Below are 14,193 nucleotides of genomic sequence, written 5' to 3' on the forward strand. Positions count from 1 at the left end.
GGACCATGTTCGACGCATCCCGGGTGACCGGGGTGCGTTTTTTTTTCGCCTGGGCGCCGATGGCTCAGGTGCGACGCGCCACTTGCGGGCGCATGGCCACACCCAGGCGATTCCAGGCGTTGATGATGGCGACCGCGAAGGTCAGGTTGGCGATCTCGGTATCGCTGAAATGCTCTTGCAGTTGGGCGAAGGCGGCATCTTCCTTGTCGGCGTCCTGCTGGTGCAGGTGGGTGAAGCGCTCGGCCCAGTTCAGCGCGGCGCGCTCGGCGTCGGTGAAGAAGGGGATTTCGCGCCAGGCCGCCAGGGTGTTGAGGCGCTGCTGGTCTTCGCCTTTCTGCAGCAGGTCATGGGAGTGCATGTCCACGCAGAAGGCACAGCCGTTCAGTTGCGATACGCGCAGGAATATCAGTTCCAGCAGCTTGGGATCGACACCGCTCTGGTGGACCACCTCGCTGGCCTTGAGCAGGCCATTGAAGGCGGGTGCGGCGAGCTTGGCATGGGGCAGACGTTGCTTGAAGTCGGACATGAGGATTCTCCATCGGGGAAAAGGTGACAACGACGCCAATCGCCGCTGTTCCCCTTCTAGACGGAGTGGGCTCGCCCCTTGTGACAGATTCGATCAAAAATAAATGAAGAAATCTGAAAAATCTCAGGGCGGCGTGTTCTGCTGGACGATGGCGGCCAGCTTGTCGGGGTTGCGCACCACATAGATGGCGTGGATGCGCAGGCCGTCCGATTCCAGCACCTGGGCCGATTCCAGCGCGCCATCGACGTAGCGCAGCAAGCCCGGGCTGCCGTTGATCCAGGCCGCGCGATAGACGATGCGCCGGGCGAAGCGCCGCACGTTGGCGTAGTAGAGCCAGGAGATGCGCTCGCCACCGGCCAGCGGGTGCGGGAACGAGGCCACCTTGCCGCCACCGTCGCCGATCAGGCGCGCATCCTCGGCCAGCAGGCCCAGCATGGCCTCGCGCTGGCCGCTTTGCACGGCCTGCATGAATTTCTCCAGCAGCAGGGCGTGGGTTTCGCGCGTGACGGGGCCGGAAGCGGCGCGTACTGAGGTGCGGGTGATGCCATCGGCCTCCTGTCGCGCCAGCCGCTCGCGGGCGCGATGCACCAGCTGGCGGCAACTGGCTTCGGACTTCTGGAGGATGGCGGCGATGTCGGGGTAGTCGTTGTCAAATACTTCACGTAGCAGGAAAGCCGCGCGTTCCTCGGGCTTGAGGCGCTCCAGCAGCAGCAGGTAGGCGAAGGAAACGTCACTTTGCTGTTCCAGCAGGGCTTCCGGCGAGGGGGCCAGGCGGGCCGCGCCGAACAGGTCGATCTCCGGCGTCGGGTCGGCCAGGCCCACCAGCGGCTCCGGCAGCCAGTGGCCGACGTAGTGCTGGCGCTCCTGCTGCAGCTGGCGCAGGCGGTCGATGCACAGGCGCGTGACCACCGTGACCAGCCAGGCTTCGGCCGAGTTCAGGACCGACTTGTCCTGGGCATGCCAGCGCAGCCAGGCGTCCTGCAGGACGTCGTCGGCTTCGCTGCGCGAGGCCAGCATGCGGTAGGCCACGCCGAACAGGCGTGGCCGCAGCTGCGTGAACAGGGCGAGTACGGGGTCGTCGGTCATCGGCCGGGCCTGGGGTGGCAGAGGGATCAGCCTTGCTTGACCTTGCGTGCGATGTCCAGCGCGAAGTAGGTCAGCACGCCATCGGCGCCGGCGCGCTTGAAGGCCATCATGGCTTCCATCATGGTCTTGTCGTGGTCCAGCCAGCCGTTCTGGGCGGCGGCCTTGATCATGGCGTATTCGCCGCTGACCTGGTAGGCGAAGGTGGGCACGCGGAATTCATCCTTCACGCGGCGCACGATGTCCAGGTAGGGCATGCCGGGCTTGACCATGACCATGTCGGCGCCTTCCTGCAGGTCCAGCGCCACTTCGCGCAGGGCTTCGTCGCTGTTGGCCGGATCCATCTGGTAGGTGGATTTGCTGCCCTTGCCCAGGTTGGCGGCCGAGCCGACGGCGTCGCGGAAGGGGCCGTAGAAGGCCGAGGCGTACTTGGCCGAGTAGGCCATGATGCGGGTGTAGATGTGGCCTTGGGCTTCCAGCATGGCGCGGATGGCGGCGATGCGGCCGTCCATCATGTCCGAGGGGGCCACCACGTCCACGCCGGCATCGGCCTGGGTTTGCGCCTGCTTGACCAGCAGCGCGATGGTTTCATCGTTGAGGATGTAGCCGGTCTCGTCGAGCACACCGTCCTGGCCGTGGCTGGTGTAGGGGTCCAGCGCCACGTCGCACAGCACGCCCAGTTCGGGGAAGCGCTCCTTGAGCGCGCGCACCACGCGCGGCACCAGGCCGTCGGGGTTGGTGGCTTCGATGCCGTCAGGCGTCTTCAGGGCCGGATCGATCACCGGGAACAAGGCCAGCACCGGCACGCCCAGCGCCACGCATTGCTCTGCCACCGGCAGCAGCGCATCCAGCGACAGGCGCTCCACGCCCGGCAGCGAGGCCACGGGCGTGCGCAGGTTCTGGCCTTCCTGCACAAAGACTGGATAGATCAGGTCGGCGCTGGTGATGACGTTTTCGGCCATCAGGGCGCGCGAGAAGGCGTCGCGGCGCATGCGACGCATGCGCAGGGCAGGGTAGCCGGCGTTGGAACTGAAATCGGTCAAGGACATAGGTCAGCTTTCAAAAATTAGATGTTATTTGAGGCGATCTTGGAATTATTTCGAGACAAATATCGCTATCTTCGGAGATTTGATTCCTTTGATTGCAAATCCGCCCAAATTTCCGCGACTTACATTATCTTGGCTGCAGGTGATTTTTTCACCTCCCGCTTCCCCTTCCCTCCCTGAGCGGGGCTGATCGCGCAAGCGAAAAGCGTTCTTCCCCGGAGAATTTCCCTGTTCTCCGGGGTTTTTTTATTCATGCGTTGTACTCCGTTTGCAGGGATTCTGCCTTGTCGGCGATCAGGCTTGCGGGGTTTCGGGCTGGGTCCCGCCTTTTCCTTCACCTTGGGCCTGGTCCACCGGTGTGGCGGCGTCGTTGAGACCGGCCAGTTCAAGGATCTTGTCGTTGGCTTCTTCGAGACCGATGCGCTTCAAGGCCGAGAACAACTGGGCCGTGAAGGGGAAGGGTTGGCCATTCTCATCCACATAGCTGCTCAGGTAGGTCTGGGCCTGGCGCAGGGCATTGGTGGATTCGTTGCGGTTGAGCTTGTCGGCCTTGCTCAGGATGCAATGGATGGGTTTGCCGGTGGGGGCGAACCACTCGATCATCTGGATATCCAGATCGGTGAAGGGGCGCCGCGAATCGACGATCATCACCAGTGCCGCCAGCTGTTCGCGCTGGCGCACGTAGTCACCCAACAAGGCTTGCCAGTGATGCTTGGCCGAGCCGGACACTTCTGCATAGCCGTAACCGGGCAAGTCCACCAGCATGGCGCGGATCTCGTCGGGGCGCGCCTCGTCATTGCGGTGCTGGCCCACATGGGCGCCGCCCAGCGAGAAATAGTTGATGTGCTGGGTACGTCCCGGCGTCTTGGAGGCAAAGGCCAGGCGCTTCTGGTTGCACAGCACGTTGATGGCGCTGGACTTGCCGGCGTTGGAACGGCCGGCGAAGGCGATTTCCGGCACACTGGTCTTGGGCAGGTCCCGCAGGTGATTGACGGTGGTGAAGAAACGGGCTTGCCAAAGTTGCGACATGGTGGGGGGAAATCCGAAAGAGGAGGGAAAAACGCGGAGAAGCTATTGTACAATGGCCCGAAACCCAACGCCTCGTTGACGCCAGGCAAGCAAAAAATATGGCGGCCGTTGGAGACAGGTCAAACAACAGGCATTTGGGCAGGGGGCAGCCAGCCGCCGAACGGGCAAAATCTCTCAATTCCACAATAAGTATTAGGGTGACGAATGAACCGTGCCTTTTCCCCACTGTTGTATACCGTTCTTGCTGCCGTGCTGGCAGTGTCCTCGGCGGCCCATGCGGCCGATGACAAGAAAGCCCCGATCAAGGCCGACCCGGCCAAGGGGGAAGCCCTCTACACCAATGGCGACAATGCCCGCAACATCGTGGCCTGCGTGTCCTGCCACGGCGCGGCCGGCAATTCGACCATCACCCAGAATCCCAAGCTGGCGGGCCAGCACGAGGCCTACATCGCCAAGCAGCTGCTGAACTTCCGCACGCCCGAGCGCAACAATCCGGTGATGTCACCGATGGCCAAGGCGCTCTCGGATGAAGACATCCACAACATCGCCGCCTACCTGGCGGCCCAGGCACCCAAGCCGGGCGCGGCCAAGAACAAGGACACCATCGACCTGGGCAAGCACATCTGGCGCGCCGGCATCGCCGCCAAGAACGTGCCGGCCTGTGCCGGCTGCCACAGCCCCAACGGCGCCGGCATCCCGGCCCAGTATCCGCGCCTGGCCGGCCAGCACCAGGACTACACGGTGGCCCAGCTGACCAACTTCCGGGGCGGTGCCCGGTCCAACAGCGTCCAGATGAACGCCATCGCCGATCGCCTGTCGGACAAGGAAATCAAGGCCGTGGCCGACTACATCGCCGGTCTGAAGTAATCAGGCACCGCCGCCAGACGGTGCGGGTCAGGAAAGGGGCGGCCGACGTGCCGCCTTTTTTCATGTGGATTGACGTACATCGTAGTGCCGGGGCGCCGTTGCACGGCATGATGGCCTTTGGCCGGACCAGATAAGCGTCCCGGCATACCCGGGTTACGCAGGCGCGTATCACGGACTTTCTCCCGGAGCGGTAGAATTCCGGGTTCGCATCGCTTTGCCTGCTGGCAAGGAGATCCCCCCAAGGTAAGCGGAACCGGCAGGCCCGGTCCGGTAAGGCAGGAATATGACGACGGGCAGCAGTACCCAAGGAATCCAGATCAGGACCCGCCAGCGCTGGCTGGGCGAGGCCGTGGAACTGATCTCATCGATGCGCTTTGCGATCAGCCTGCTCACGCTCATTGCCATCGCCTCGGTGATCGGCACCGTGATGAAGCAGAACGAACCCATGCCCAACTACGTGAACCAGTTCGGCCCGTTCTGGTTCGAGATCTTCGGCAAGCTGGGTTTGTATGCGGTGTATTCGGCCTGGTGGTTCCTGCTGATCATGGGTTTCCTGGTGCTGTCGACCTCGCTGTGCATCGCCCGCAACGGCCCCAAGATGCTGCGCGACATCAAGAGCTGGCGCGACAACGTACGCGAGCAGTCACTGCGCAATTTCCATCACAAGCATGAGTGGACCACGGCCGAAGCGCCGGCCGACGCCGCTGCCCGGCTACGGCGCCAGGTGGGCGCGCGCGGCTACAAGACCAGGCTGGCCGACAAGGAAGGCGGCATGCTGCTGGCGGCCAAGCAGGGGGCGGCCAACAAGTGGGGCTACATCTTCGCCCACGCCGCCATCGTCATCATCTGCCTGGGTGGCCTGCTCGATTCGGACTTGCCGATCCGCTTCCAGCAATGGTTCTACGGCAAATCGGCCTTTGCCGGCAATGGCATCATTTCCGAAATTCCCGAACGCTATCGCCTGGGCCTGAACAATCCGACTTTCCGTGGCAACACCTTGATTCCGGAAGGTTCCAGCAGCAGCACCGCCATCATCCCGCAGAAGGATGGCGTGATGATCCAGGACCTGCCATTTACCATCCAGTTGAAGCGCTTCATCATCGACTTTTACTCGACCGGCATGCCCAAGCTCTTCGCCAGCGAAGTGGTGGTGCGCGACCACGAAACCGGCAAGGAGACCGCCGCCACCATCAAGGTCAACGAACCGCTGATCTATCACGGTGTGGCGATCTACCAGTCCAGCTTCGAGGACGGCGGCAGCAAGCTCAAGCTGGTTGCCTATCCGATGCGCGGCGGTAGCAACAGCCACTTCGACCTGTCCGGCGAAGTCAACGGCAGCACGCCGCTGCCGGCGGGCATGGGCGATTACACCATCGAATGGAGCGGTTTCCGTCCGTTCAACGTGGAGAACATGCAGGCGGCCGCTTCCGGCCAGACGTCGGGCCCGACTGCGGGCGATGCCCGTGCGGTCAATGTCGGCAAGAGCGTCAATGGCGGCTTCATCGCCGATCTCGACAAGCATCTCGGCTCCGGTGCCAAGAACGCCAACAGCAAGGACTTCAAGAATGTCGGTCCGAGCGTGCAATACAAGCTGCGCGACAAGACCGGGCAGGCGCGCGAATATTTCAACTACATGCAGTCGCTGCCCATTGATGGCGCCGACGTCTTCCTGGCCGGCATGCGCGAGCAGCCCGACCAGCCGTTCCGCTACCTGCGCATTCCCGCCGATGACAACGACAGCGTGGCCGAATGGATGCGCCTGCGCGCCGCCCTGGCCAATCCCTCCCTGCGCGAGGAAGCGGCGCGCCGCTACGCCCGCCAGGCCATCAGCAACGGACGCGACGCTTCACCCGTGCTGCGCGAGCAACTGGAGCAGTCGGCCCTGCGCGGCCTGAGCATCTTTGCCGGTGACGGCAAGGTCTCCGGCTACATCGCCGTGACGCGCTTCCTGGAGCAACTGCCAGCCGCCGAACAGGAAAAGGCCGCCGACATCTTCATGAAGATCCTCAACGGCAGCATGTGGGAGTTGTGGCAAGCCGCGCGCGCCCAGGATGGTCTGGGCCCGGTGAGCAGCGACGAGAAACATGGCCGCTATCTGCAACTGGCCATCAATGCCCTGGCCGATGCGGCCTTCTACCCGGCGCCGGTGTTCCTGCAACTGACCAGCTTCCAGGAGATCAAGGCCTCGGTGCTGCAGGTGACGCGCTCGCCCGGCAAGAAGGTGGTCTACCTCGGTTGCCTGTTCCTGGTGCTGGGCGTGTTCTCGATGCTGTACATTCGTGAACGACGCCTGTGGATCTGGATCAAGCCCGGCCCCGAGGGGCAGGGCAGCCAGGCGCTGCTGGCCATGAGCACGCAGCGCCGCACGCTGGACTTCGACAAGGAATTCGAACAGATGAAGGGTCGTCTGACCGGTGCGGGACCATCCGCCCCAGGTCCCTCGGCCTAGATCCCTCATGCCGCCGGGCTCCGGCGGTAACCCCCGGCGCGCGCAGCATGGTCCGGGACAGCAGTATTGGAGAACGCAATGGAATTGACTCAAGCAAACCAGGCCTACGAGCAAGAGCAAGGCTATTTCCGGCGCCTCGGCATCGTCGACTGGATCTATGCTGCCGCGCTGGTGGCAGCATCGCTGTATGCCTTGGGACGCTTCGGCGGCTACATGGACTATTACGAGAAGGCCGTGCTGCTGCTGGCCGCTCCCACCTTCGCCGGGCTGGGCTGGCACTGGAAGCCGGTACGCCTGCTGATGCTGGTGATCGCGGTGCTCTCGCTGGGTGCCATTGCCATGTATGGTGGCGCGCTGGAAATGGCCGACAAGAAATTCTTGCTGAAATACCTGCTCTCCAGTCAGTCCGCCATCCTCTGGATGAGCGCGCTGTTCTGCCTGTCCACCCTGTTCTACTGGGGCGGCCTGGCCACCACCGCCGGCACCGGCAGCGCGATCGGTTCGCGCCTGTGCTGGTCCGCCGTGGTGCTGGGCTTCACCGGCATGATGGTGCGCTGGTATGAGTCCTACCTGATCGGTGCGGATGTGGGCCACATCCCGATTTCCAATTTATATGAAGTTTTCGTCCTGTTCTGCCTGATCACGGCGCTTTTCTACCTGTACTACGAAGAACGTTACGCAACGCGCCAGCTCGGCGCCTTCGTGCTGACGGTCATCACGGCGGCGGTGGGTTTCCTGATGTGGTATACCGTGTCCCGGGATGCGGCCGAGATTCAGCCGCTGGTGCCGGCCCTGCAGAGCTGGTGGATGAAGATCCACGTACCGGCCAACTTCATCGGCTACGGCACCTTTGCCCTGGCTGCCATGGTGGCGGTGGCCTATCTGCTGCGCGAGCGAGGTATCCTGGCCGACCGCCTGCCCACGCTGGAGGTGCTCGATGACGTGATGTACAAGGCCATTGCAGTCGGCTTTGCATTCTTCACCATCGCCACCATCCTCGGTGCACTGTGGGCGGCCGAGGCTTGGGGGGGATACTGGTCCTGGGATCCGAAGGAAACCTGGGCCCTGATCGTCTGGCTCAACTATGCGGCCTGGCTGCATATGCGCCTCATGAAGGGCCTGCGTGGGCGGACCGCAGCCTGGTGGGCGCTGGTAGGCTTGCTGGTGACGACCTTCGCCTTCCTGGGCGTGAACATGTTCCTCTCGGGCCTGCATTCCTACGGCGAACTTTGATGGCGTCGGCGGCTCCTTGAAGAGGGCGGCCCCCGCCTTCTGAATCACAAGGAGCAACGATGAAGCACCCCTCTGCCGCGCCGGAACTGGTCATCTTCGACTGCGACGGCACCCTGGTCGACAGCGAAGTGGTGGCCGCGCGTGCCTGGTCCGAATATGTCGCCGGGTATGGCGTCGTACTCAGTCCCGAGGAAGCGCTGGCGCGCTTTCGCGGGGTGAGCATGAAGTGGTGCATCTCGCATATCGAGCAATTGAGCGGCCAGGCCCTGCCGGGGCATTTCGAGCAGGAGTTGCGCGCGCGCATGGGCGTCATGCTGGAGCGGCACCTGCAACCCATCAGCGGTGCCCTGGAGATGGTGGAGCAGCTGCATCTACCCTTCGCCCTGGCCTCCAATGCCCCGCATCACAAGATCGAGCTGTGCCTGCGGGTCACCGGCCTGCTGCCGCATTTCGCCGGCCGCATCTTCAGTGCCTACGACGTGCAGCGCTGGAAACCCGATCCCGCCCTGTTCCTGTTCGCCGCCGAACGCCTGGGGGTGGCCCCGCAGCGCTGCGCGGTGGTGGAAGACAGCCTGCCGGGCGTGCAGGCCGGACTGGCAGCGGGCATGCAGGTGATCGCCCTGCAGGAGCATGGCGTGCATCCGGAGATGCCGGAGGAGGTGGCGGTCATCACCCATCTGGCGCAGTTGCGTGCGCAACTGGGCTGACCGCAGGGACAGTTCCCGCTGCGCCCGATTTCGGTAAGATCAGCAAGAAACTTCACCCAACGGTTCCCATGCTCCGCTCCCTAGACCGCGAACGGCAAATCATCCATTGCGACCGCGCCATTGAAGTGCGTCCGCTGGGCCTGCGCGAGGCCCCGGCGCTGTATGACGCAGTACACCAGTCGCGCGCCGCCATCAGCCAGTGGGAAGCCTGGTGCACGCCCGAATACGGCCTGCTGGATGCCAAGCTGTTCCTGCAACGTTCCATCGAGCAATGGCATGTTCACGCGGCCTACGACTTCAACATCATCGATCGCAGCAACGGCCTGGTGATCGGCTCGGTCGCCATCAACCAGGTCAGCCAGCTGAACCAGATGGCCAACCTGGGCTACTGGGTGCGCGAGGGTTATACCGGGCGTGGCATCGCCGCTCTGGCCGCGCGGGCGGCGGCGGCTTTCGCCTTTTCCCGGGCCGGCCTGACCCGGCTGGAAATCGTGGCCCAGGCCGGTAACCTGCGCAGCCAGCGGGTGGCCGAGAAGGCTGGAGCCACGCTGGAATGCCTGGCCCGCAATCGCCTGGTCTTTCATGGCGAACCACGCGATGCGAAGGTTTTTTCACTCGTGCCGGCCGATCTGGGGCTGCTCGTTCCTGTGCATCCATGAACCGTCACGGCGCCAGACCCTCCAGCAGTTGAGTCATTCTTCGTCGCTTTTTTGTCGCGAAAACTGAAGGACGATACGTTTCGCAACACTTTTTTTCTCTATTTTTGTTGAGTAAAAGCGCACGGCGCGGAGCAATCTGACAGCGCCGTCAGCCTTGATGGATGCGGGTTTGCGCCGTTTGTGCACAGCCGCAAAGGATTGTTTCACGCAAGTAATTTCAATTTGGCTGACAAAATACTGACTTTTCGCGTATTCCAAAATGCGGTTCGGGCGTTACATACCTAAAGCGCTGTCAAGAAACGTAGCGCTTGTGTATCTGGAGCAGTCTCCCGGAATCAAGTTGGCAGGCAACATCTTCCGGGGCGCTGCGTGTTCTTCCGAACAACAACTCAGGATGGAAGAACGTTGAGCGTCAGCGACGTAAGAGGAAATACGATGCAAGCCATACAACGCAACAAGACCACGAACAATAACCACGCCGGCCGCGCCGCCCAGCAATACGTCATGGGCGGGGACGCGCGCAGTTCCCGTCTGGCCAAGCGCCTCAAGGGCGCCGAAGCCGCCCGTCAGGACGATGACTGCAGTGCGCGTTACGACAAGATCTCCAAGCAGATGGATGACGCGCTCGAAGGCGGTTCGCCGCAGCGCTTCAAGCGCCCCAAGATGGAAAGCGACATCATCGCGCGTTGAGGCAGGTCGGATTCAGGCGGTTTGCAGCCCGGATCCCTGTGAATCCCCGCGTGATAAAAAAACAGCCGGAGGCATGTCTGCTCCGGCTGTCATTTTCTTGGCTTTACTTGTGCAGTGAGGATTGGTGAATCTCCCGCCCGGATGGAGGCGCGGGAAAGGCCTGTCTACAGGCTTTCCTCGCGCGGGTCCCGCGCCAGCAGCCGGGCCACCATGTCCTGCACCGATACCCCGTCGAACAAGGCCGCCGCCACCGCATCGGTGATCGGCATCTCGATCCCTTTTTCGTGCGCCAGGGCGCGCACGGCCTGTGCGCAGCGGACTCCCTCGGCCACGTGACCCAGTTCGGCGACGATATCTTCCAGCTTCTTGTTCTGTGCCAACCCGAGTCCCACGCGCCGGTTGCGCGAGAGGTCGCCGGTGCAGGTGAGGATCAGGTCGCCCACGCCCGATAGTCCCATGAAGGTTTCTGCACGCCCACCCAGCGCTACGCCGAGTCGGGTGATTTCGGCCAGGCCGCGGGTGATCAAGGCGGCGCGGGCGTTCAAGCCCAGTTGCAGGCCGTCGGCCACGCCGGTGGCGATGGCCAGGATGTTCTTGACCGCGCCACCGATCTCCACGCCCACCAGGTCATCGCTGGAATAGATGCGGATGTTGTTGCCGTGCACGGCTGCGACCGCGCGTTCGCACAGGGCCGCGTCGGCACCGGCGATGGTCAGTGCGCAGGGCAGGCCGCGCGCCACTTCCTGGGCAAAGGAGGGCCCGGAGAGTACGCCGGCGGCCAGCGTCGAACCCAGTACTTCCTGCACCACCTGATGCGGCAGCAGGCGCGTACCTTCTTCCAGTCCCTTGCACAGCCAGACCAGGTTGGGGATGGGATAGGCGCGCAATTGTCCGGCCAGCTCACGCAGGCCCGACACCGACGAGGCCGCAATAAGCAGCGAATCTTCAGGCTCGTCGCAGACGTGCCGCACGGCGGCATCGAAATCCGAACTCACCGTCAGTTCAGGCGGCAGCGCAAATCCCGGCAGGTACAGACTGTTCTCGCGCTGCAGGCTGGCGTGCTGCATGGCCTGGGCATTGCGTCCCCACAGCACGACCTGGTGCTTGCGGGCCAGGGGAATGGCCAGCGCAGTACCCCACGCGCCAGCGCCCAGAATGGAGATCTTCATTGTCGCTGCTTCTTCGCTCAATCGCCCCAGACCTCGCCGGCCTTCACGAAGCCGCTCTGGCCATCGCGGTGGCGTACCTTGACCCAGCCATTGTTGGGACTTTCCAGCATCTCCAGCAGGACCGACTTGTCGGCGGTGAAGACCACCGGGCTGCTCTCATCGGCGGCGCCGAAGATGCGCGCATTGGCCACCGAGACCACCAGCATGCGCTTGGGCGTGAGCGCCTTGGAGGAGATCCAGGACAGCGTACCGGCGGCATCCCGTACCTTGCTCCATTCACCGTAGGTCAGCACCACCTCGACCGGCATGCCGCGCGGCGCCACGTAGACGCGGCGACCCTTTTCGGAGGGCGCGTCGTACATGATGGCAGGCGAGGCGCCGACCGACTTGAAGTCCAGGGCCAGGGCGTCCTTGGCCATGAAGCCACCGAGCAGGGTAGCGCAAAGAATCAGGGGAAGGCGTTTCATCGTGAAGGTCTCCGCAGAAGGGAAAGCGCCGCAGCACAGGCTGCGGCGGCTTGTTGTCGTACCGGGCTGCCGCCGGGGATGCGGGGCGCCCGGCAGGCGGACAGCGGGTGAAGTCCGATCAGTTGACGGCGTTGGAGCCGTTGTTGACCAGGGTGGCGCCTTGCTGCTCGGCCAGGGCCTGCAGGCGTTGCTGGTAGAACACCTCGAAGTTGATCTCGGCCAGGTGCACCGGCGGGAAGCCGGCGCGGGTAATGGCGTCGGCGATGTTGGCGCGCAGGTACGGATAGATGATGTTGGGGCAGCCGATGCCAAGCAGCGGGTCCAGCTGTTCAGCGGGCACGTTGCGGATCTCGAAGATGCCGGCCTGCTTGCCCTCGACCAGGAAGGCCACCTTGTCCTTGACCTTGGCGGTGACGGTGATGGTCACGGTCGATTCGAACACGCCTTCAGCCAGCGCTTCGGCGCCGACGTCCACCGACACTTCGATCGAAGGCGCTTCCTGTTCCAGGAAGATGGCCGGGGAATTCGGCTGTTCCAGCGACAGATCCTTCAGGTACACGCGCTGGATCTGGAAAACGGGTTGCTGTTGGGCTTCTTGGTTCTGTTCCGACATGGATCTCTTTCAGGTTCGGTGAATCGATAGGGGGAGTTTGCTGCCCTGGCATCAAGCCTGCAGCAGCGGGTCCAGCTTGCCGGCGCGGTCCAGCGCGCTCAGATCATCGAAGCCGCCGACATGGGTGTCGCCGACATAGATCTGGGGCACGGTGCGGCGGCCGGTCTTTTGCATCATCAGCTCACGCTGCTGAGGGTCGAGATCCACGCGGATCTTCTCGATCTGCGTGATTCCCTTGCTGGCCAGCAGACGCTCGGCCATCATGCAGTACGGGCACACGGCGGTGCAGTACATGGTTACGGAAGCGCTCATTTGGCCTCCTTGGTGGTCAGCGGCAGGCCCTGGCCCTGCCAGGCGGCGATGCCGCCGTTCAGGCCGTAGACCTCGGTGAAGCCGGCCTTCTTCAGCGAAGCCTCGGCGCGGTTGGCCTGGGTGCCGGTCTGGCAGACCACGATGACCGGGCGGGCCTTGAGCTTGTCGAGCTCACCGATGCGCTGCGGCAACTCTTTCAGGGGGATGTTGCGGGCGTCGCGCAGGTGGCCGGCGGCGAATTGCTCGGCCTCACGCACGTCCAGCACCAGTACCTTGCCCTGGTTGAGCATCTGCGTGGCCTGCAGCAGGCTCAGCTTGTTGCCGCGCTGCTGCAGGTAGGGAACCAGCAGCGCACCGCCGGAGACCAAGGCCAGGGCGATCAGGAAAATATTGTCGATGATGAATTTCACGGCAGTCCAATGAGTTTACTGAATCCCGGCATTATAAAATAGAAGCATTCGCGGTTTGCATTCGGACCGAACAGTCTAGTCTACGGCTTGTATCCGGTTTCGCGTAGTCGATCTTTAGGGCAGCCGCAGCGGTTTATCCATCATCAATCTAGTCCTGCTATGTACAAAATCGTATTCATGCGCCACGGCGAATCGACCTGGAACCTGGCCAACCGCTTCACCGGCTGGGTCGATGTCGACCTGACCGAGAAGGGCGTGGCCGAAGCCCGCCAGGCCGGCAAGCTGCTCAAGGAAGCCGGTTTCTCCTTCGACCTGGCCTATACCTCAGTGTTGAAGCGCGCCATCCGCACCCTCTGGACCACGCTGGACGAAATGGACCAGATGTACATCCCGATCAAGAACGACTGGCGCTTGAACGAACGCCACTACGGCGCCCTGCAAGGCTTGAACAAGGCCGAGACCGCCGCCCAGTATGGCGACGAGCAGGTGCTGGTCTGGCGCCGCAGCTACGACACCCCGCCCAATCCCCTGACCCCGGGCGAAGAGCGCGACGCGTTTGGCGATGCCCGCTACGCCGGTCTCTCGCGCGAGCAGGTGCCGCTGACCGAGTGCCTCAAGGACACCGTGGCCCGCGTGCTGCCGGCCTGGAATGACGCCATCGCCCCGGCCATCCGCGCCGGCAGGCAGATCATCATTTCGGCCCACGGCAACAGCCTGCGTGCCCTGATCAAGTATCTGGACGGCATCAGCGATGACGATATCGTCGGCCTGAACATCCCCAACGGCCAGCCGCTGGTCTATGAACTGGATGCCGACCTCAAGCCCATCAAGAGCTACTATCTGGGCGACCAGTCCGCCATCGAGGCAGCCCTCAAGGCGGTGGCCAATCAAGGGAAGTCGAAATAAAACTGCGTTTCTCCAGCAAGACGCCGG

At 63.2% G+C, this 14,193-nt stretch carries 16 protein-coding genes; 7 read left to right on the plus strand and 9 right to left on the minus strand.

Going from position 1 to position 14,193, the window contains the following annotated elements; all coding sequences use genetic code 11:
• Nucleotides 1-64: 64 nt before the first annotated feature.
• From GWL_RS21030 to yihA, 4 genes are all read right to left on the minus strand, one after another.
• Nucleotides 65-526: a carboxymuconolactone decarboxylase family protein gene (locus GWL_RS21030; RefSeq protein ID WP_008334185.1), complete on the minus strand. Its 462-nt coding sequence runs from the start codon at nucleotides 524-526 to the stop codon at nucleotides 65-67.
• 123 nt (nucleotides 527-649) lie between these two features.
• The gene (gene sigJ, locus GWL_RS21035) at nucleotides 650-1,612 is read right to left on the minus strand and encodes an RNA polymerase sigma factor SigJ (protein WP_008334186.1); all 963 of its coding nucleotides are present in this window, start codon (nucleotides 1,610-1,612) and stop codon (nucleotides 650-652) included.
• 26 nt (nucleotides 1,613-1,638) lie between these two features.
• Nucleotides 1,639-2,658 (minus strand): porphobilinogen synthase, encoded by a 1,020-nt coding sequence (gene hemB / locus GWL_RS21040; protein ID WP_008334187.1) that lies wholly within the window; start codon nucleotides 2,656-2,658, stop codon nucleotides 1,639-1,641.
• A 291-nt stretch (nucleotides 2,659-2,949) separates the two neighbouring features.
• Entirely contained in the window at nucleotides 2,950-3,684 is a 735-nt protein-coding gene (gene yihA, locus GWL_RS21045; protein WP_008334188.1) for a ribosome biogenesis GTP-binding protein YihA/YsxC, read from the minus strand.
• 204 nt (nucleotides 3,685-3,888) lie between these two features.
• Here yihA and GWL_RS21050 point away from each other — a divergent pair, with 204 nt between their 5' ends.
• The 6 genes from GWL_RS21050 to GWL_RS21075 all read left to right on the plus strand — a co-directional run bounded on the left by GWL_RS21050 (nucleotide 3,889) and on the right by GWL_RS21075 (nucleotide 10,289).
• Nucleotides 3,889-4,551 (plus strand): cytochrome c, encoded by a 663-nt coding sequence (locus GWL_RS21050; protein WP_008334189.1) that lies wholly within the window; start codon nucleotides 3,889-3,891, stop codon nucleotides 4,549-4,551.
• 283 nt (nucleotides 4,552-4,834) lie between these two features.
• Nucleotides 4,835-7,000 carry a cytochrome c biogenesis protein ResB gene (locus GWL_RS21055; RefSeq protein ID WP_008334191.1) on the plus strand — a complete coding sequence of 722 codons (2,166 nt, stop codon included), beginning with the start codon at nucleotides 4,835-4,837 and terminating at the stop codon, nucleotides 6,998-7,000.
• 78 nt (nucleotides 7,001-7,078) lie between these two features.
• The gene (gene ccsB, locus GWL_RS21060) at nucleotides 7,079-8,233 is read left to right on the plus strand and encodes a c-type cytochrome biogenesis protein CcsB (protein WP_008334198.1); all 1,155 of its coding nucleotides are present in this window, start codon (nucleotides 7,079-7,081) and stop codon (nucleotides 8,231-8,233) included.
• 59 nt (nucleotides 8,234-8,292) lie between these two features.
• A complete protein-coding gene (locus tag GWL_RS21065) occupies nucleotides 8,293-8,940 on the plus strand; it encodes an HAD family phosphatase (protein ID WP_008334199.1) in 648 nt (215 codons plus the stop codon).
• Between the two features lie 68 nt (nucleotides 8,941-9,008).
• Nucleotides 9,009-9,599: a GNAT family N-acetyltransferase gene (locus tag GWL_RS21070; protein ID WP_034351565.1), complete on the plus strand. Its 591-nt coding sequence runs from the start codon at nucleotides 9,009-9,011 to the stop codon at nucleotides 9,597-9,599.
• Nucleotides 9,600-10,034: 435 nt separating this feature from the next.
• A complete protein-coding gene (locus GWL_RS21075; RefSeq protein ID WP_008334201.1) occupies nucleotides 10,035-10,289 on the plus strand; it encodes a hypothetical protein in 255 nt (84 codons plus the stop codon).
• A 164-nt stretch (nucleotides 10,290-10,453) separates the two neighbouring features.
• Here GWL_RS21075 and GWL_RS21080 read toward each other — a convergent pair whose 3' ends face one another.
• The 5 genes from GWL_RS21080 to GWL_RS21100 form a co-directional block, all read right to left on the minus strand.
• Nucleotides 10,454-11,458: an NAD(P)H-dependent glycerol-3-phosphate dehydrogenase gene (locus tag GWL_RS21080; protein WP_008334202.1), complete on the minus strand. Its 1,005-nt coding sequence runs from the start codon at nucleotides 11,456-11,458 to the stop codon at nucleotides 10,454-10,456.
• 17 nt (nucleotides 11,459-11,475) lie between these two features.
• Nucleotides 11,476-11,925, minus strand: a complete 450-nt coding sequence (locus GWL_RS21085) for an SH3 domain-containing protein (protein WP_008334203.1) — start codon at nucleotides 11,923-11,925, stop codon at nucleotides 11,476-11,478.
• 118 nt (nucleotides 11,926-12,043) lie between these two features.
• Nucleotides 12,044-12,538 (minus strand): protein-export chaperone SecB, encoded by a 495-nt coding sequence (secB, locus tag GWL_RS21090; RefSeq protein WP_008334205.1) that lies wholly within the window; start codon nucleotides 12,536-12,538, stop codon nucleotides 12,044-12,046.
• Nucleotides 12,539-12,589: 51 nt separating this feature from the next.
• Nucleotides 12,590-12,850, minus strand: a complete 261-nt coding sequence (grxC, locus tag GWL_RS21095) for a glutaredoxin 3 (protein WP_008334207.1) — start codon at nucleotides 12,848-12,850, stop codon at nucleotides 12,590-12,592.
• On the minus strand, nucleotides 12,847-13,260 hold the full coding sequence (locus GWL_RS21100; RefSeq protein WP_008334209.1) for a rhodanese-like domain-containing protein: 414 nt from the start codon (nucleotides 13,258-13,260) through the stop codon (nucleotides 12,847-12,849). The genes grxC and GWL_RS21100 overlap by 4 nt, the downstream gene beginning before the upstream one ends.
• Before the next feature lie 159 nt (nucleotides 13,261-13,419).
• Here GWL_RS21100 and gpmA point away from each other — a divergent pair, with 159 nt between their 5' ends.
• Entirely contained in the window at nucleotides 13,420-14,166 is a 747-nt protein-coding gene (gpmA, locus tag GWL_RS21105) for a 2,3-diphosphoglycerate-dependent phosphoglycerate mutase (protein ID WP_008334213.1), read from the plus strand.
• Nucleotides 14,167-14,193: the final 27 nt, after the last annotated feature.

This window comes from Herbaspirillum sp. GW103, from assembly GCF_000261365.1.
Lineage (GTDB): Bacteria > Pseudomonadota > Gammaproteobacteria > Burkholderiales > Burkholderiaceae_D > Herbaspirillum.

Excerpts from the sequence above, each read along its gene's own strand:
- GWL_RS21030 (WP_008334185.1), bottom strand. The coding sequence starts at position 526 with ATGTCCGACTTCAAGCAACGTCTGCCCCATGCCAAGCTCGCCGCACCC.
- sigJ (WP_008334186.1), bottom strand. The coding sequence starts at position 1,612 with ATGACCGACGACCCCGTACTCGCCCTGTTCACGCAGCTGCGGCCACGC.
- hemB (WP_008334187.1), bottom strand. The coding sequence starts at position 2,658 with ATGTCCTTGACCGATTTCAGTTCCAACGCCGGCTACCCTGCCCTGCGC.
- yihA (WP_008334188.1), bottom strand. The coding sequence starts at position 3,684 with ATGTCGCAACTTTGGCAAGCCCGTTTCTTCACCACCGTCAATCACCTG.
- GWL_RS21050 (WP_008334189.1), top strand. The coding sequence starts at position 3,889 with ATGAACCGTGCCTTTTCCCCACTGTTGTATACCGTTCTTGCTGCCGTG.
- GWL_RS21055 (WP_008334191.1), top strand. The coding sequence starts at position 4,835 with ATGACGACGGGCAGCAGTACCCAAGGAATCCAGATCAGGACCCGCCAG.
- ccsB (WP_008334198.1), top strand. The coding sequence starts at position 7,079 with ATGGAATTGACTCAAGCAAACCAGGCCTACGAGCAAGAGCAAGGCTAT.
- GWL_RS21065 (WP_008334199.1), top strand. The coding sequence starts at position 8,293 with ATGAAGCACCCCTCTGCCGCGCCGGAACTGGTCATCTTCGACTGCGAC.
- GWL_RS21070 (WP_034351565.1), top strand. The coding sequence starts at position 9,009 with ATGCTCCGCTCCCTAGACCGCGAACGGCAAATCATCCATTGCGACCGC.
- GWL_RS21075 (WP_008334201.1), top strand. The coding sequence starts at position 10,035 with ATGCAAGCCATACAACGCAACAAGACCACGAACAATAACCACGCCGGC.
- GWL_RS21080 (WP_008334202.1), bottom strand. The coding sequence starts at position 11,458 with ATGAAGATCTCCATTCTGGGCGCTGGCGCGTGGGGTACTGCGCTGGCC.
- GWL_RS21085 (WP_008334203.1), bottom strand. The coding sequence starts at position 11,925 with ATGAAACGCCTTCCCCTGATTCTTTGCGCTACCCTGCTCGGTGGCTTC.
- secB (WP_008334205.1), bottom strand. The coding sequence starts at position 12,538 with ATGTCGGAACAGAACCAAGAAGCCCAACAGCAACCCGTTTTCCAGATC.
- grxC (WP_008334207.1), bottom strand. The coding sequence starts at position 12,850 with ATGAGCGCTTCCGTAACCATGTACTGCACCGCCGTGTGCCCGTACTGC.
- gpmA (WP_008334213.1), top strand. The coding sequence starts at position 13,420 with ATGTACAAAATCGTATTCATGCGCCACGGCGAATCGACCTGGAACCTG.